Source organism: Acinetobacter sp. MD2(2019), assembly GCF_035615615.1.
Classification (GTDB): domain Bacteria; phylum Pseudomonadota; class Gammaproteobacteria; order Pseudomonadales; family Moraxellaceae; genus Acinetobacter.
In genome coordinates this window covers 21,577-38,036 of record NZ_VTDU01000009.1, presented here as the reverse complement: position 1 = coordinate 38,036, position 16,460 = coordinate 21,577, and the positions used below count along the sequence as shown (strand labels likewise).

The following is a 16,460-nucleotide window of genomic DNA, read 5'->3' as shown; positions in this document are numbered from 1 at the left end:
TGTCGCAGCGTGAGCACTAAGTATGAATTTCGTTGTACCCGTTTCACTGTCGTACCATCAAGTTCGGCTTGAACCATTAAGCCAACAACATGCCGAAGGCTTGAAATCTGCCTGCCGAGATGGTGAACTTTGGAAACTACGTGTCACTTCTGCCCCCTCACCTGAAACAGTTAGCGCGTATATTGACCTTGCCTTAGCACAACGTGAACAAGGCACTCGCTTTGCTTTTGTGGTGATTGACGAACGCACAGAAACGATTGTCGGCACTACCAGTTATCACGATATTGTTGCGCCCATTAAGCGCCTCGAAATTGGTTATACCTGGTATGCAAAAAGTGCGCAACGCACGCACATTAATACCACATGTAAGTTGTTATTATTGCGTCATGCTTTTGAGCAACTTCATGCCAACGTGGTGGGATTACGCACAGATCATTTCAATTTTGCAAGTCAAAGAGCAATTGAACGACTCGGTGCCAAAAAAGATGGCGTTTTGCGTCAACATGCCGCACGTCCCGATGGCACCATTCGCGATACAGTCATGTACAGCATTATTCAAAGTGAATGGGCCGGCGTTCAGGCGCACTTACTTTATTTATTGGATCGCTCATCTTTAGCAAAGGAATAAACATGTATCAGGTCAAAGCCTTCGAAGAAAAAAATTTAAAGGTCTTATTTGATTTTATGCAGCAACATCGTTTGGCGGCACTGGTGACACAGTTTGATGGCGAATTAGATGCCAATCACATTCCTTTTGAAATTGTGCAAGAGTCCAATGGTTTAGGTCAGCTTCACGCACATATTGCTAAAGCTAATCCGTTGTATCAAAAAATTTTGCAGCAACCACATAGTGATGTTTTAGTTATTTTTCAGTCGGATAGTAATTATATTTCACCGAATTGGTATCCAGAAAAAATACTTCACCACAAAGTTGTCCCAACTTGGAACTACAAGGCAGTACACATTAAAGGCAAGCTCAGTTTAATTGAAGACCCAAAGCACCTTCTAGAACTGTTACAGCATTTAACCAACCAAGAAGAAGCCAAACTTTTACAAAATACCGCGTGGTCGCTTTCCGATGCGCCGCAAGATTATATTAACCAAATGCTCAATTATATTGTCGGTATTCAAATCGAGATTTTAGACATCGATGCCAAATTCAAAATGAGCCAAAACAAAAGCCCAGAAACACAACAAGCGGTGCAAAAAGCGTTAAACAATCGCAAACATCAGGATTAATCTTCTCATGAAGATGATTCAGATTTCTTCTGCGCCCGTGGATGGGTTTTATCATAGACTTGTGCCAAGCGGTCAAAATCTAAATGAGTATAAATTTGCGTGGTCGACAAATTACTGTGTCCCAACATTTCTTGAATAGAACGCAAATCACCACTTGCAGAAAGTAAGTGGCTGGCAAAGCAATGCCGCAATAAATGTGGATGCAAATCGACATTTACGCCTGCACGTTGTGCTTGATATTTAACACGATTTTCAATTTGCCGTGACGTTAACGCATTGCCTTTTTGTGAAATAAAAACAGGATATTCCGGTTGTAAATTTTGCATCCAAATTTTATACATGCTCAACCAGATTAATAAACTGTCTTTGGCTTTTTGCCCAAATGGCACAATACGTGTTTTATTGCCTTTACCAGTAACACGTAGCAATAAGCGCTTAAAATCTAAATCTTTAATTTTTAAACCTTGTAATTCTGCCAAGCGCAAACCGCTTGCATAAAACAATTCTAAAATTGCTTTATCTCGTAGCCAAAGTTGTTGATCGAGCGGTTTTTCAGGTGCAGGTTGATCAATAATTTGCCCCACCATTTCAATATCAATCATGCCCGGTAAAGGACGCGGTTGTCGTTTAAGCTGAAAATCTTCGGTAGGATTAATATTTAAATAGCCCCCCTGCTCGGCCCATTTCATAAATTGACGAATAGAGGTTAAATGGCGCTGCAAACTACTTGAAACCAGTTGATCTTTTTCTACGCGTGATGCCAGATATTGACGTAAATCAGCTGCTTCAATATCACTAAGCCCAATTTTTTGCTGTTCACAAAAGTTTAAAAAATCCTGAATATCACGCTCATAAGCCAACAACGTATGCGCAGATTGATTTTGAATTCTGCGTTCGTTAAGCCACATTTGTAAAAGTTGATCACCTATCAAGGTTTCAGGATGGATATTCACGATGGCATCCTTTGTATTCACTAAATTGCCCTTCAAGCTCTAAAATATACGTGCAAATTTCAGCTGATGTATCTGCAAAATGATTTCAGCTGAAACTATTTTAAGGCCTGCTTGCCGATGTTGGCGAGTTAAATATTTGTCATCGCTATTGAGGTAATGAAATCGGTATTCACATATACACCGAATACACGCTTTTAAGGATTTTGGCTACGCATAAACATTGAATTAGATAATAAAAAAGCCCAACGTCCTGTTGGGCTTTTTCGTATTTGCGTGTCTAGGGTCAACTCCTGTCATCCCTCGCGTCCTGTCGCTAGTGTTATTTTTGTTGTCTGGAACATCCTGTTCTCTATAAATCCATCATAGGTATTTATAGACTGTTTGAATATTGGCAATTGTCTTGTATTGATGTACGCCATTTCGTACACGGTGTTTGCCTAAATTTATTTGAAGTTTTGTTCGTAAAAAATGGGGATAATTTTCTTATCTGTTTTTTGAGAAATCAAGAATAGTTAATTCTAGCCAATCTTAGCGACAAAACAAGCGATAAAAATCCAAATTGTAAAAAATGACTTTTTTCTTTGCTTTTAGTGTTATAGTAAATTATTGATTTTATAAGGATTTAAAAGATTCATTTTGCATAAAGGCCACTATGGTAAATAATTAATTTTAATCTATAAAAGTAATGTTAAAATTTATATGTCGAACGAATTAAAAACCTATTCTTCAGATAATGAAGTCATTATTGATCTAAAAATGAATGGCGACAATTTGCTTGGAGAAATTCATTTTTCTTTTTTGATGCTCCTATTTTATGATGCTTTTGCGTTTTATATGACTTATGAGCTTCTAATGAGTAATCAAAGCATTAGTTTTATATCTATTTTAATGATATTAATTACTTCGATTGGAATCATCTATTTTCACTATGAACATAACAAAAAGAAAAAATGGATTATTCACGCACATCAAATTTTTTATTTCTCAAAAAATAAGCTTATCATCGTAAGAAAATGTCTAGATGAAGAGTTAGCCCGTACAGAAATAGATACTCAGGAAATTGTGAAAATTAAATTTAGTCATCATTTAGGTGATATAAATCCTCCTTTTTTGCCTGATTATTGTAATGGAAATATTCATATTTATACATACAATGGTATAACGTCATTTGCAATTAATCTTAATAAAAAAGAAGCTAAATCTCTCATTCAAAAAATAACTACTTTAATCATGCAATTTCATGATCCAAAAAATTATATTTTTTCCAGACAATTTGAAAAACAATAGACTTCTTTCATAGATGATTTTTCACCATTCCAATCTTGCACACATAAATTCTGGTAATAGTTTGATGTATTTTTTCATAATCTGAGTAGATAAAATATAATCACTCCGAATAATATAGTAATCAACAATAAAGCTATATGCTTTAAATTATAGAATTTACGCTTATTCCTCGCGCTAAAAAAAGATTTTAAACGATGAGTCTTTTGTTATTTTTCATTACAAGGGTGAAAAAAGGTATCCATAAAACTGTCTAAAGAATATTCTTTATCTTTATAAAAAAAAGTACGTGTATCAGGATAAATATCTACCGAATAAAAAACTCCACCTTCTGGCCAAATTCTAAAATTTATGCTTATACCACGATTTATTTCAGTCAAATCAATGACATCAAAATGTGAATTTTTTCTGAGAATGACAATATCATGTAAAGTATCAATGATACTAATATTATGTGCCCAAAGCGACATACGAAATTCTGTAAAAGAAAAAATGACCTGATATCGTCCATCTAGGATGGTGGTTATCGTTTCATCGGAAACATGAATAACATTTTTTTGTGACATATCCATTTAACGATTCTTAGCAAAAACACACCATAAAATACGACTATCTGCTTTGGGCTGACAAGCGGTTCTCGACAGCTTCCATCTAAGTTTATTTTATATAACAAGGATAAAAAGTCGGGAAATTTACATACACCATTCAATACACTTCACTTTCACTGATCACTTAATACAAAAAGGCACTATATTCAAAATAGTGCCTTTAAGAAGCCAAAAGTAATTTAACTTTGGAAGTAGCGTAAATCTAAACGACCGTCATAAACTTTTGCGGTTGGCCCTGTCATCCACACAACATCGCCTTCACGCCATGCTATGTGTATACGTCCGCCTGGCAATTCAATTTCCACATCATTGGCCAGTAAACCACGGCGCATTCCACTCACAGCAGCTGCACATGCACCTGTACCACAAGCCAAGGTTTCCCCAACACCTCGTTCATAGACACGTAAGCGTGCATGCTTTTCATCAATAATTTGCATGAAGCCTGCATTGACACGCTCGGGAAAACGCAAATGCCCTTCTATTTGTGGGCCTAAACGGGCAACATCTGTTTTTAAAACATCTGTTACTAAGGTCACTGCATGTGGATTTCCCATGCTCACCACATCAATATTCAGCGTTTCATTTTTTGAAAGCTCTAAGGGATATAACGCTTCTTGCTCTTCAGCTAAAAATGGAATTTCATGTGGTAAAAAACGTGGCTGTCCCATATTCACCCGAACCCAACCATTCGGACCTAATTCGGGTTCAACAATTCCAGATTTGGTTTGTACGCGAATTTTGGTTTTGTTGGTTAGTTGACGCTCGTGCACAAAGCGAGCAAAACAACGCACACCATTCCCACATTGCTGAACTTCTGAACCATCTGCATTAAAAATACGGTATTTGAAATCTACATTGGGTGAATCGGGTGGTTCAACAATCAATAATTGATCGAAACCTATGCCAAAATGACGATCGGCCATGCGTTGAATGGTTAAAGAATCTAAGTAAACATTTTGGCTTAATAGGTCAATCACCATAAAGTCATTGCCCAAACCGTGCATTTTGGTAAATTCTAACAACACGTTTTGTTACTCCTCAGGCAATAAATGTTCGTTTTGCCATAACGACTCAATCGTTTCGCGCTCACGAATCAAATAAGCTTTGTCAGCATCGACCATCACTTCTGCCGCACGACCACGCGAGTTATAATTCGAGCTCATTGAAAACCCATAAGCCCCCGCGCCAGTGACCGCCAACAAATCATTCTCTTGCAATGCAAGCGCACGATCTTTACCTAAAAAATCGCCTGTTTCACAAATTGCACCGACCACATCCCAACATTTTTGTTGTTCAACTGGTCTTGGCGTCACTTCTTGAATATCCATCCATGCTTCATATAAAGATGGGCGGATTAAATCGTTCATAGCGGCATCAATAATGGCAAAATTACGATGTGCAGTCGGTTTCAGTAAATCTACTTTGGTCAGCAATACACCAGCATTGGCGCTAATGCTGCGTCCCGGTTCCATATACACTTTTAAGCCTAATTTTTCCAAGGCCGGCTTCATGGCATTGGCATATTCTTCTACGCTTGGTGGCGTTTCATCTTTATAAACCACGCCTAAGCCACCGCCAATATCAATATGTTTCAGCTGAATGCCCATATCGGCAAGTTTTTCAATCATGAGTGTGACACGCTCAAGCGCATCAACAAACGGCTTGGTTTCAGTCAGCTGCGAACCAATATGACAATCGATGCCAATAATCTCTAAATGCGGTAGTTGTTGTGCATGCGCATAAGTTTCATACACGGCATCACTTGGAATACCAAATTTATTTTCTTTGAGTCCCGTTGAAATATAAGGATGGGTTTTGGCATCGACATCGGGATTTACACGCAAAGAAATCGGCGCTTTTTTGCCTAAACGTGCTGCAACTTTTTCAATGCGGTCTAATTCGGCGTACGATTCCACATTAAAACAAGCAATACCCACATTTAATGCTTTTTCAATATCGGCTTCTGTTTTCCCTAAGCCCGAAAACACAATTTTAGATGCGTCCCCGCCAGCAGCTAAAACACGTGCAAGCTCACCCCCTGTCACAATATCAAAACCTGCACCAAGCTTTGCCAATACACTCAAAACAGCCAAATTTGAGTTCGATTTTACTGCAAAACAAATTTGATGATCGATAAATGCAAATGCCCGATCCATCTGCAAATAATGCGTTTCAAAACTTTGTTTTGAATACACATACAATGGTGTGGAAAATTGTTGGGCAAGCTGTTCTAACGAACACTGTTCGGCATGTAAAACCCCTTGTATACGGGTAAAGCTCATGGGAAAACAATCCTTATATTATTGAACTTGAGAAGGTGAAAGATCAGATGCAGTGCGTTCTTCTTGATGCGGCTGTTGCTGTTCTTTTGGATGATATAACAAATATTTAGGACGCGTGTCTAAGTGTGGGTCGGAGGTTAATTGTAAATCACCTGACTGCCCGCAACCTGCGAGTGAAAGCATGGCGGCTAAAGCACCTATTGCGCAAACCAACTGACGCATAATCGACATCACCTTATTTGTAAATTCAAAGCAGTATACCGTGAACCGGACGCAGCCCAAAGTATTTCATTCGGGTTTATATACAAATTAAAGCTATGTCTAAATGATAAAGTTACAAGCTCGCAGATTTATCTCACCCATTTAAACCTCAATAAGTAATTGCATGTGTCTATTCCCGCAAAGTTAGGCAACTAAAACCCATATCGAACCATCATTCACTCATTCAAATGAAACGCCCTTCCGCCCTATTATTTTGCATGCTTGATGAACATCACTGCCCCATTACACGATTGATCAATAAAGGAAGAAAAATTACATCACCACGATTCTGCTCAGTTCATACGAATTTTATAAAATATGAACTCGGCTTGCATTTGTTACTTTTTGTATTTTCCCTGACCTAAAAATAAAGCCTTAGAATAGGCAAAATTATGCAAACGAACACGAATTTATGCTTCGCATGTAATACAAAAATGAGGCTGCTGAAATGATTGTTATTGATTGTTAATTTAACCGTGCCAAATTCGTGCACTTTCTAAGCAAAAACTTAATTTATTCAAATTTTATAATCTTTTTATTATTTTTGCACCAAATGTGAACAATAAAGTGCATCATAAAAACTCATTTTTTAAAACTTGGTATTTTTTTACTTTTCGATCAAATTTATATTTATTTTAGCTATTGAAAGTTATTGAATTTATTTTTACAAAAAACAAACGCAACAAAGATAAAATTATGCTCGCTTTGTGTTTTTTGCACCATCTTAAAACAAAAAAGGATATTGAGCATTTCTGCTCAATATCCTCGGCTTAGAATTTAACTAAATTGAGTTTTAGTTATTTTCTAATTTTTTTCTGTAGAAACCGTAGTAACCAATCGCCAAAATAATTAACCAAATTGGGCTAACCAATAACGATTTACGTGTATCTGGCTCAAGAACTAGGATTGAAATTGTAAATAAGAAGAAGATAATTACAACGTAGCTCATGAACACGCCACCAGGCATTTTGAAAATAGACTTTTCATGCAGTTCTGGTTTCAATTTGCGATAGCGAATATAGCTCACCATAATGATGATCCATACCGATACGAATAGAATTACAGACAATGTCGTTGCTAAAGTAAATGCTTCAATGGTATTTGGAACGAAGAATTGCAATGCTGCACCGCCCATAATACATGCGCAAGAGAACAATAAACCGTTAGTTGGAACCGCACTCTTAGACAATTTACCCATTGCATCAGGTGCTTGACCATCTTTTGCTAAACCGTAAAGCATACGGCTAGTCGAGAAGATACCGCTGTTCATTGATGACATTACAGAAGACAATACCACCAAGTTCATAATCACCGCAGCTGTTGGAATACCTGCCATTAAGAACAATTCAACGAATGGGCTCTTGCTCGGAACAACGTGGTTCCAAGGCACAACAGACATTACGACAACCAGTGATAATACATAGAATAAAATCACACGAATAGGAATGGCATTAACCGCTTTTGGTAAGTTCTTGTGTGGATCTTTCGCTTCAGCTGCCGCAGTACCGACCAATTCAACCCCAATAAAGGCGAAAATTGCGATTTGGAAGCCGGCCAAGAAGCCTTCAAAGCCTTTAGGGAAAATACCACCGTGTGACCAAATATTGCTTAAAGATGCCACATCACCATTTGGAGATTGGTAATGCGTAAAGATCATGTATGCCCCCACACAGACCAAAGCAATAATCGCCACAATTTTAATAATGGCAAACCAGAACTCTGTTTCACCAAATAGGCGCACAGTTAAAAGGTTTAAAATCAATAAAATAATGACACAACCCGCACTAATTAGCGCTTGCCCACCGGGTGTAAATTGCATTCCATCCGGCAACCAAAAGGTTAAATAGTTAATGACTGCGGTTAAATCCGCCATACCTGTCAATACCCAACCAACCCAGTAAGTCCACCCCACGTAGAACCCAGCTTTCGGCCCGATTAAGTCATAAGACATATCAACGAATGATTTATATTCTAAATTAGAAAGTAGCAATTCGCCCAATGCACGCATTAAGAAAAAAACCATAATCCCGATGATCATGTAGATCAAAAGAATAGATGGGCCAGCCAAACTAATTGTTTTACCCGACCCCATGAAGAGACCAGTACCAATTGCACCACCAATTGCAATTAATTGTAAGTGGCGGTTGCTCAAATTACGTTTAAGATCATGAGCTGAATGATCTGTATCATGATTCATTATTGTCATCCAGAAGGTTCCTTGTTGCGTTTTGTGGTTTTAACTAACAAATAACATGCCAAGTTAGTTATTATTGATCTTTAAGCGTTTACTTTTTAATCGAAAATTCTTTTTATCGTCCCCAATTGTTCTTTTTCAGGCAATAATTTTTAGCTGTAAATTTGGAAAATGTAAATATCTTCGATGCGACTATTTTTATAATTCATGCGAATTCTTAAAATTTAGGTAAAATGTTGTCTCAACCAAACAAAATGAGTGAATTCCCTGCATGAGTAAAGTTAAAACCACCTATCGCTGTGAACAATGTGGTGCAAATCATCCCAAATGGGCGGGCCAATGTTCTGAATGTGGCGAATGGAATACTTTACTTGAAACAAAAATTGAACCGGCATCAACCCATCGGGCAAAAATTCAACTGGGCGGTGGATATTCAGGTCAGTCAGCAAACATTACGACCTTAGATAAAGTTTCAGTTTCACTTGAAGGCCGTTTAGAAACTGGCAGTGAAGAATTTGACCGCGTTTTGGGTGGCGGATTAGTGGAAGGTTCGGTGGTACTGATTGGTGGCGATCCGGGCATTGGTAAATCAACCATTTTGCTTCAAACCGCAACCCACATTGCAGCACAACAATCTGCGCTATATGTGACAGGTGAGGAATCGTTATCTCAGGTTGCATTAAGAGCGCAGCGGCTTGATTTATCCACCACACATTTAAAAGTGATGGCGGAAACTTGCGTCGAGCGTATTTGCGAAGTATTAGCCGAGTTACGCCCTGCCGTGGCTATTTTAGATTCTATCCAAACCTTATATACAGAAACGTTACAATCTGCTCCCGGTGGGGTTTCTCAAATTCGTGAATCTGCAGCACTACTCACGCGCTTTGCCAAACACAGTGGCACAGCATTATTTATTGTTGGGCATGTGACCAAAGAAGGTGCGCTGGCTGGCCCACGAGTTTTAGAGCATATGGTCGATTGTGTGCTTTATTTTGAAGGGCAAACCGATTCAAGATATCGAATGATTCGTGCAGTTAAAAACCGTTTTGGCGCAGTGAATGAACTTGGTGTTTTTGGCATGACCGATAAAGGTTTACGCGGGGTTAGCAACCCTTCAGCCATTTTCTTAAGCCGTTATGAAGAAGCCATTCCGGGTTCTGTGGTTATGATTAGCCGTGAAGGCACGCGCCCACTGTTGGTTGAAGTGCAAGCGTTAGTGGACGATGCTCAAGGCCAACCGAGACGCGTTGCGTTGGGTTTAGAACAAAACCGTTTAAATATGCTTTTGGCGGTGATGCATCGCCATGGTGGTGTGCAAACGCTTGGGCAGGATGTTTACGTCAATATTGTGGGTGGTTTAAAAATTACCGAAACTGGATCTGACTTGGCAGTTTTATTGGCCTGTGCATCGAGCTTACGTGCTAAAGCCCTTCCGCAGCAACTGGCAGTATTTGGCGAGGTTGGGCTTTCGGGTGAAATTCGCCCTGTTCCAAATGGGCAAGAGCGTTTAAAAGAAGCGATTAAACAGGGCTTTAAATACATTATTGTACCTAAAGGAAATGCACCGCAAAAAGCCATTCCCAATGTAGAAGTGATTGCTGTTTCACGATTACATGAAGCGCTCTCTCAAGCCATGCAACTTAGTGATGAAACATAGACGTTCCATAAAAAATTAAGTGACTGAATTTATTTATATTTCTAAAATATGGATAAATATTGCTTATTTTATAAAAGAATTTTTCTCTGTTGTTAAAAATTACTCGTTTGCTATTGAAATTTGCCCCAAAAGACTGCATAAAAGTAAGGCAAATAGTCATTTCTGCTCTATTAGGAAAGGAAAAATAAATGAACACACGCCGTCGTGGCTTAGTTGCCAGTATGTTAATGGCAACTTTGGTGGTTTCACCGTTAGTTGATGCAAAACGTGTAGGTGGTGGCCGTAGCCACGGTATGACCCGTTCTGCAGCACCAAGTCAGTCTTATCAGCAAGCGCCATCTTATCAAACTGCACCTGCTGCAACCTATAACCGTTCAACTCAGCAAAAATCTGGTTCAGGTGTGGGTAAAATGGTTGCCGCTGGGGCTGCAGGTGCTGCCGTAGGTGCTATTGCAGCCAATGCAATGGCGGATGATCGTCATTCAGCGACTGCAAACACCAACACAGCTACTGAACAAACCGATCAACAACAAGCACAGCAAAAAGAAAAGTCAGGCGTATCAAGCTGGATTTGGATTGTGCTTTTAGGTGGTATTGCCTTTTTTATCTTCCGCCGTATGGAAGCAAAAAAAAAGTTAGCCAGTAATAATCCATATGCCCCAAATGCTGGCGGCAATGGCCCATTTGCTCAGCCACCGGTTAATGCACGTAACAGCAACGACAATACCAATATTTTTGGTCAAAGTGTGGGTGGTAATAGCCAGACAGCACCTCAAGCACCATTTGGCGGTGCAGCATATACCAACAGCGGCAGCCAATTACCCGATGGTAGCGAACCTGCAGCGTTCTTACGTATTGCACGCCAACGTTTTAACCATATTCAATCCATCAACAGTGCAAGCAATGTTGAAGAAATCCGTCGTTACTTAACACCTGAGTTATATCAATCGATTTATCAAGATATTATGTCGAATCAGGATCAAGATATTGCGGAATTTAGCAACTTAAATGCCATGATTGTGGAATCGACGACTGAAAATGGTCAATACATTGCCAGTGTTCGCTTTACAGGTAGCGTGTCTGAAGATTTAAACAGTCAACCTAAACCTTTCTCTGAAATTTGGCACTTTGTTAAACCTGCCAATACTCAGCAAGATTGGGTTGTTGCGGGTATTCAAGTTGAAAGCTAAGTTTTAAACACAAAGCTTTTGGTGAATGTTACAAAAACGCTTGATGAAATTCATCAAGCGTTTTTTATATTCGGTATTTCAATAGCAGAACCAAAGCATTTAAATCATGAAGTGCATCAGCATTATTAATTTGAATCAACGTGAACTTTTTATGTTCACGTTGATATGCCATTGAATCATTGAAACAATTTAATCTTAACGGTTTGGCAACGGAATAAACTGTGCATTATTGCTTTTTATTCTACGCTCACCCACCGTAACCTCTAACTTCACTTGCTGCTTATTCCGCTCAACCAACAACTGTACACGGCTATTTGGTGCTTGTAGCGCAACGTAATTAATTAAATGCGATGGCGATGTAATCTTTTCCTGATTCACTTGTAAAATGCGATCGCCAATTTGTAAGCCTGCATGCGCAGCCGGTCCATTAGTCAGCACATCTGCAACCACAACACCGCTTTGATTTGGCGATAAACCATCATTTTGATGTACCGCAACCAAGCTGATTCCTAGCCAACCACGAATGACGCGACCATCTTTTAAAATGGCATTAAAAATTTGCTCGCAGATTTTGGTTGGAATTGCAAAACCAATCCCTAAAGAACCACCCGATTGTGAAAAAATAGCGGTATTAATGCCCACTAAGTTTCCAGCTACATCAATTAACGCACCGCCTGAGTTTCCGGGGTTAATTGCAGCATCAGTTTGAATAAAATCTTCATAAGTATTAATTCCTAAGTCGGAACGACCTAAGGCAGAAATAATACCTTGCGTCACGGTTTGTCCTACCCCAAACGGGTTGCCAATGGCTAAAACCACATCACCCACTTCGCTGGCTGTTTGTTTAAATGGCAAAACAGGCAAGTCGGTTAAATCCACCTTAATGACCGCCAAATCTGTGTCGGGATCTGTACCAATCACTTTGGCTTCGACGCGGCGACCATCGTATAACGCCACAACAATTTGGTCTGCTTGAGCGACCACATGGTTATTGGTTAGAATATAACCATCGGAACGAACAATCACCCCAGAACCTAAACTGTTTTCATCTTGCTTCAGTTGATCGGGGATTTGATCGCCAAAAAACTTTTTAAATGCAGGGTCTTTTAACAACGCATTATCGTGCCGTTCCACTTTTTGGGTGGTAAAAATATTCACTACCGCAGGCGCAGCAACTTTCACCGCAGCACTATAAGATGACACGCTACCCGATGAATGACTATCGACAAGGGGCTGTTGTTTTTCCGCGGGCATTTGAACGCCATCTGAAGCAATTGGCGCGTTGATTTTTTGTGTTTTTTGCCATGTTAAAAAGCCGAGTATGACTACAATGAGTAGTAACCACGGCAACCACGAGAAGGCTTTACGCACAATTTTTCCCTCAATTTATTTTAATTAATTGATCAATAAGTAAATTCTATTTTAGACCGAAAAGAATCATGAAATCTAAAAACAATACTACGGTTTTGTCTAGCATTCGTTACAATAGTTCAGAATTACAAAAATTTTCGCTTTCAACTCATTTTGGAACTCTTAAAATGGCTTCATTAAGCAATATTTTACATTGGTGTGACCAAACGCTTAAAACTTCAGAGTTTAAAGATTACGCACCCAACGGCCTACAAATTGAAGGTAAAACTGAAGTACGCAAAATTTTGTGTGCTGTAACAGCATCTTTAGACGCCATTGACGCCTGTATAGAACAACAAGCCGATTTATTGCTTGTGCATCATGGTTATTTTTGGAAAGGTGAACCTGCACCCATTACAGGCATGCGTGGCGAGCGGATTAAAAAATTAATTCAACACGATATATCATTGCTTGCGTATCACCTGCCCTTAGATGCTCATCCACAATATGGCAACAACGCATCAATTGCTGAATTATTAGATTTAGAACATATTGAAGCATTAGACCCAAGCGAAAAGCACCCAATTGGCAATATTGGCTATTTAAAGCAAGCCATGCCTGTACAGGAATTTAAGCAACGGTTAACAGAAAAATTTCAACGCGAGATTATTCATTTACCAGCGCAGACTTCGTCTATCCAAAAAATTGGCTTTTGTACGGGTGCAGCACAAGACTTTATCAACAAAGCGGCCGATCAACACTGCGATGCGTATTTGTCGGGTGAAGTCAGTGAACGTACTTTTTATGAAGCCAAGGAAATGGGCGTGCATTATTTCGCCTGTGGACACCATGCCACCGAGCAATTTGGCGTACAACGTTTAGGCCAAGCTTTGGCCGAAGCGCTTGATCTTGAATATGCTTATTTTGAATTAGCCAATCCAATTTAAGCCATATCCAATTTGTAGGAAAGAATTGTTATTTTTAAACAGTTTGTATTACATTATTGATCACACAAGCATTTTAGCTAAAAATGTTTTAAACTTATTGCCTCTAATTGTCTAACCCAGCTAACGCAAGGAACTAAAATGACAACGATTACTCTACCTGCTCTTCCGTATGGTTATGAAGCACTTGAGCCACACATCAGCAAAGAAACTTTAGAATATCATCACGACAAACATCACAATACTTATGTCGTAAATCTAAATAACTTAATTAAAGGGACTGACTTAGAAGGTCAATCACTCGAAGATATTATTAAAGCAACTGCGGGTGATGCATCTAAAGCAGGCATTTTTAATAATGCTGCACAAGTCTGGAACCACACGTTTTACTGGAACTGTTTGGCACAAAACGGTGGCGGTAAACCGACTGGCGCAATTGCTGAAAAAATTGATGCTGCATTTGGTTCGTATGAAAAATTTGCAGAAGAATTTACTGCTGCTGCAACAACTCAATTTGGTTCAGGTTGGGCATGGTTGGTTGCAGACCAAGTAAATGGTAACCTTTCAATTGTTAAAACAGCCAATGCAGACACCCCTCTTGCACATGGTCAAATTGCTGTATTAACTATTGATGTATGGGAACACGCTTATTACATCGATTTCCGCAATGCACGTCCTAAATACATCTCGACTTTCTTAGAAAGCCTTGTAAACTGGGATTATGCGAATGCAAAACTTGCAGGCGAAGCAGCAGGCGTTGAAAAATAATTTCACCGCATGTAAAACAAAAGGGAGTTAATACTCCCTTTTGTTTTTTATGGCAATTCAGATTAAAAAATAACAAATACCACCGCTTACTTTTAAACCATAACATCTCTTTCAACGTAGATGAATTGCTGCTTTTAAAATCAATTTCTTCAAAAAAATGTGTTTTTGCCTAGAAATAAAACAATCGTTTGTTTTTATTCAAATAAATGCTTGACCAAGTGGCTTCAACTCCATAAAATGCGCATCAGATTCTCCAATAGCTCAGTCGGTAGAGCGACGGACTGTTAATCCGCAGGTCCCTGGTTCGAGCCCAGGTTGGAGAGCCATCTATTCTTCCATAGCTCAGTCGGTAGAGCGACGGACTGTTAATCCGCAGGTCCCTGGTTCGAGCCCAGGTGGAAGAGCCAAGATTCAAAAAGCCCACTACTATGTAGTGGGCTTTTTCTTTATGCAGTTAAAAACACCCAAGCATTTGTAAATGCAACATTGAATATTGCAGTTATAAATCCAAATGCATCACTCATAAATACTCCAACACATCGCATACAATAAAAATAAATCGGCAGATGACTCAAAATGCGTATTCTTATTAAAATGAACACAGAGATATTCGATTGACTCGCCCTCCCAAAACTAAGGCTCCGCCACACAAGCCAACTGTGGCTTGTCCCTCTATATTTTGTTGTTTGCTTTTATAATCCGCTTTGTTTTTTAGGCTTTCAATATTTAGTGCTTTGGCATCCAGTTGCCTTTTATGATATTGGTGGCATTGCAACTGCTGATGTTGGTCTGGCTGTTTAAATGGCTAGTTTCATCGCCATTGCCCGCGCCTTTGCCAACATTCCCCATCGCAGTGATACCAAATGCCAAACCACTGCTACCATAGCTAATCACCACCCCAGCATTAAAGCCTTCGCTTTTATTGCCAGATCGTTTAGTGGTACTTCGCTCAAATGATTTAATTTATTTTGCTGTAAGTGGGTAATAAATCAATTTTAATGTGACTATAAAGCTAGTAATCCCTCCTAATACCCCCATATTTCTAGCTGCGTAATAACAATTCAATAAACCTCCAAAATTTTTCATTTCGGAAGAGCAGTCATTAGTCATTGGTATATATAATAAGAAAAAAGGAATACTAAAACCAATACAAACTGAAGATACGATCATTTTTAATTTATTGAAATGTCTCAATTTATATAAAATTGATCCAACAATTGTTGCGGGTATGCTAAAAATTATTAATGCTATTAATCCAGCCCCAAGAGGAGCACCTATTAATATACTAAGAATATTATTTTTTTCATCTAGCTTTATCAGGTCCTTAACTCCATAAATAAAAAATAAAATAAATCCTGTTATAAATGGGCTAAATGAATAATATAAAATAAACTTTAATTTTATTGAAAATTTCATGGTGTACATCCTTGGGCTTGAAGATATTTCTTCGTTTTACAGCCAAAATAGATGTAACTTTTATAGTCTAGAATATTCACATTAGTCATTTTTTCAGATACGTTCTTAAAAGTTGGATCATTTAGTAAATTAGGCACAATTCCTTTATTCAAAAAGAAATTATTATCTTGTCAGCTCCTCATTCTTGACGATTTTGGTTTATCTAAAGTAAGAGTTGATTGGATGGCTCATTTTATCAGTGTGATTGACAAACATACTGACCATGGATCACTTTTAATTACAAGTCAATATGAAACAAAACGTGGTTAAATCAT

General features: G+C 38.7%; 17 protein-coding genes and 2 tRNA genes. 10 read left to right on the top strand and 9 right to left on the bottom strand.

Going from position 1 to position 16,460, the window contains the following annotated elements; genetic code table 11:
* Nucleotides 1-22: 22 nt before the first annotated feature.
* Nucleotides 23-628, top strand: a complete 606-nt coding sequence (locus I2F62_RS06650) for a GNAT family protein (RefSeq protein ID WP_324626234.1) — start codon at nucleotides 23-25, stop codon at nucleotides 626-628.
* 2 nt (nucleotides 629-630) lie between these two features.
* Complete coding sequence (locus I2F62_RS06645; protein ID WP_324626233.1) at nucleotides 631-1,239, top strand: FMN-binding negative transcriptional regulator; 609 nt, start codon at nucleotides 631-633, stop codon at nucleotides 1,237-1,239.
* 5 nt (nucleotides 1,240-1,244) lie between these two features.
* Here the strand turns inward: I2F62_RS06645 and I2F62_RS06640 are convergent, their stop codons facing one another.
* Complete coding sequence (locus tag I2F62_RS06640) at nucleotides 1,245-2,147, bottom strand: tyrosine recombinase XerC (protein WP_324626293.1); 903 nt, start codon at nucleotides 2,145-2,147, stop codon at nucleotides 1,245-1,247.
* A 744-nt stretch (nucleotides 2,148-2,891) separates the two neighbouring features.
* Here I2F62_RS06640 and I2F62_RS06635 point away from each other — a divergent pair.
* Nucleotides 2,892-3,479, top strand: a complete 588-nt coding sequence (locus I2F62_RS06635; protein WP_324626232.1) for a hypothetical protein — start codon at nucleotides 2,892-2,894, stop codon at nucleotides 3,477-3,479.
* 206 nt (nucleotides 3,480-3,685) lie between these two features.
* On the opposite strand, the gene I2F62_RS06630 is transcribed toward I2F62_RS06635, so the two are convergent.
* From I2F62_RS06630 to I2F62_RS06610, 5 genes are all read right to left on the bottom strand, one after another.
* A complete protein-coding gene (locus I2F62_RS06630) occupies nucleotides 3,686-4,048 on the bottom strand; it encodes a hypothetical protein (RefSeq protein ID WP_324626231.1) in 363 nt (120 codons plus the stop codon).
* Between the two features lie 215 nt (nucleotides 4,049-4,263).
* Nucleotides 4,264-5,109: a diaminopimelate epimerase gene (gene dapF / locus I2F62_RS06625; protein ID WP_324626230.1), complete on the bottom strand. Its 846-nt coding sequence runs from the start codon at nucleotides 5,107-5,109 to the stop codon at nucleotides 4,264-4,266.
* A gap of 6 nt (nucleotides 5,110-5,115) precedes the next feature.
* Complete coding sequence (gene lysA, locus I2F62_RS06620) at nucleotides 5,116-6,366, bottom strand: diaminopimelate decarboxylase (RefSeq protein WP_324626229.1); 1,251 nt, start codon at nucleotides 6,364-6,366, stop codon at nucleotides 5,116-5,118.
* Nucleotides 6,367-6,384: 18 nt separating this feature from the next.
* Nucleotides 6,385-6,588 carry an LPS translocon maturation chaperone LptM gene (lptM, locus tag I2F62_RS06615; protein ID WP_324626228.1) on the bottom strand — a complete coding sequence of 68 codons (204 nt, stop codon included), beginning with the start codon at nucleotides 6,586-6,588 and terminating at the stop codon, nucleotides 6,385-6,387.
* Nucleotides 6,589-7,420: 832 nt separating this feature from the next.
* Entirely contained in the window at nucleotides 7,421-8,833 is a 1,413-nt protein-coding gene (locus I2F62_RS06610) for an amino acid permease (protein ID WP_324626227.1), read from the bottom strand.
* Between the two features lie 259 nt (nucleotides 8,834-9,092).
* Here I2F62_RS06610 and radA point away from each other — a divergent pair, with 259 nt between their 5' ends.
* On the top strand, nucleotides 9,093-10,478 hold the full coding sequence (radA, locus tag I2F62_RS06605) for a DNA repair protein RadA (protein WP_324626226.1): 1,386 nt from the start codon (nucleotides 9,093-9,095) through the stop codon (nucleotides 10,476-10,478).
* 188 nt (nucleotides 10,479-10,666) lie between these two features.
* On the top strand, nucleotides 10,667-11,668 hold the full coding sequence (locus I2F62_RS06600; RefSeq protein ID WP_324626225.1) for a Tim44-like domain-containing protein: 1,002 nt from the start codon (nucleotides 10,667-10,669) through the stop codon (nucleotides 11,666-11,668).
* 195 nt (nucleotides 11,669-11,863) lie between these two features.
* Here the strand turns inward: I2F62_RS06600 and I2F62_RS06595 are convergent, their stop codons facing one another.
* A complete protein-coding gene (locus I2F62_RS06595; protein WP_324626224.1) occupies nucleotides 11,864-13,039 on the bottom strand; it encodes a S1C family serine protease in 1,176 nt (391 codons plus the stop codon).
* A gap of 167 nt (nucleotides 13,040-13,206) precedes the next feature.
* Here I2F62_RS06595 and I2F62_RS06590 point away from each other — a divergent pair, with 167 nt between their 5' ends.
* The 4 genes from I2F62_RS06590 (at nucleotide 13,207) to I2F62_RS06575 (ending at nucleotide 15,137) form a co-directional block, all read left to right on the top strand.
* Nucleotides 13,207-13,965: a Nif3-like dinuclear metal center hexameric protein gene (locus I2F62_RS06590; RefSeq protein WP_324626223.1), complete on the top strand. Its 759-nt coding sequence runs from the start codon at nucleotides 13,207-13,209 to the stop codon at nucleotides 13,963-13,965.
* A gap of 138 nt (nucleotides 13,966-14,103) precedes the next feature.
* Entirely contained in the window at nucleotides 14,104-14,730 is a 627-nt protein-coding gene (locus I2F62_RS06585) for a superoxide dismutase (RefSeq protein ID WP_324626222.1), read from the top strand.
* Nucleotides 14,731-14,980: 250 nt separating this feature from the next.
* Nucleotides 14,981-15,056, top strand: a tRNA-Asn gene (locus I2F62_RS06580).
* 5 nt (nucleotides 15,057-15,061) lie between these two features.
* A tRNA-Asn gene (locus tag I2F62_RS06575) sits at nucleotides 15,062-15,137 on the top strand.
* A gap of 319 nt (nucleotides 15,138-15,456) precedes the next feature.
* On the opposite strand, the gene I2F62_RS06570 is transcribed toward I2F62_RS06575, so the two are convergent.
* Together I2F62_RS06570 and I2F62_RS06565 are read right to left on the bottom strand one after the other, a co-directional pair.
* On the bottom strand, nucleotides 15,457-15,693 hold the full coding sequence (locus tag I2F62_RS06570) for a hemagglutinin repeat-containing protein (RefSeq protein ID WP_324626292.1): 237 nt from the start codon (nucleotides 15,691-15,693) through the stop codon (nucleotides 15,457-15,459).
* Complete coding sequence (locus I2F62_RS06565; RefSeq protein WP_324626221.1) at nucleotides 15,694-16,146, bottom strand: hypothetical protein; 453 nt, start codon at nucleotides 16,144-16,146, stop codon at nucleotides 15,694-15,696. It abuts the gene before it with no gap.
* A 72-nt stretch (nucleotides 16,147-16,218) separates the two neighbouring features.
* Between I2F62_RS06565 and I2F62_RS06560 the strand changes: the two genes are divergently transcribed.
* Complete coding sequence (locus I2F62_RS06560; RefSeq protein ID WP_324626291.1) at nucleotides 16,219-16,455, top strand: ATP-binding protein; 237 nt, start codon at nucleotides 16,219-16,221, stop codon at nucleotides 16,453-16,455.
* Nucleotides 16,456-16,460: the final 5 nt, after the last annotated feature.

What these genes read in the sequence shown, in the direction of transcription:
- I2F62_RS06630 (WP_324626231.1), bottom strand. Translation starts at nt 4,048, where the DNA reads ATGGATATGTCACAAAAAAATGTTATTCATGTTTCCGATGAAACGATA.
- I2F62_RS06635 (WP_324626232.1), top strand. Translation starts at nt 2,892, where the DNA reads ATGTCGAACGAATTAAAAACCTATTCTTCAGATAATGAAGTCATTATT.
- I2F62_RS06645 (WP_324626233.1), top strand. Translation starts at nt 631, where the DNA reads ATGTATCAGGTCAAAGCCTTCGAAGAAAAAAATTTAAAGGTCTTATTT.
- I2F62_RS06590 (WP_324626223.1), top strand. Translation starts at nt 13,207, where the DNA reads ATGGCTTCATTAAGCAATATTTTACATTGGTGTGACCAAACGCTTAAA.
- lysA (WP_324626229.1), bottom strand. Translation starts at nt 6,366, where the DNA reads ATGAGCTTTACCCGTATACAAGGGGTTTTACATGCCGAACAGTGTTCG.
- I2F62_RS06585 (WP_324626222.1), top strand. Translation starts at nt 14,104, where the DNA reads ATGACAACGATTACTCTACCTGCTCTTCCGTATGGTTATGAAGCACTT.
- I2F62_RS06650 (WP_324626234.1), top strand. Translation starts at nt 23, where the DNA reads ATGAATTTCGTTGTACCCGTTTCACTGTCGTACCATCAAGTTCGGCTT.
- I2F62_RS06600 (WP_324626225.1), top strand. Translation starts at nt 10,667, where the DNA reads ATGAACACACGCCGTCGTGGCTTAGTTGCCAGTATGTTAATGGCAACT.
- lptM (WP_324626228.1), bottom strand. Translation starts at nt 6,588, where the DNA reads ATGCGTCAGTTGGTTTGCGCAATAGGTGCTTTAGCCGCCATGCTTTCA.
- I2F62_RS06610 (WP_324626227.1), bottom strand. Translation starts at nt 8,833, where the DNA reads ATGACAATAATGAATCATGATACAGATCATTCAGCTCATGATCTTAAA.
- radA (WP_324626226.1), top strand. Translation starts at nt 9,093, where the DNA reads ATGAGTAAAGTTAAAACCACCTATCGCTGTGAACAATGTGGTGCAAAT.
- I2F62_RS06565 (WP_324626221.1), bottom strand. Translation starts at nt 16,146, where the DNA reads ATGAAATTTTCAATAAAATTAAAGTTTATTTTATATTATTCATTTAGC.
- I2F62_RS06640 (WP_324626293.1), bottom strand. Translation starts at nt 2,147, where the DNA reads ATGTGGCTTAACGAACGCAGAATTCAAAATCAATCTGCGCATACGTTG.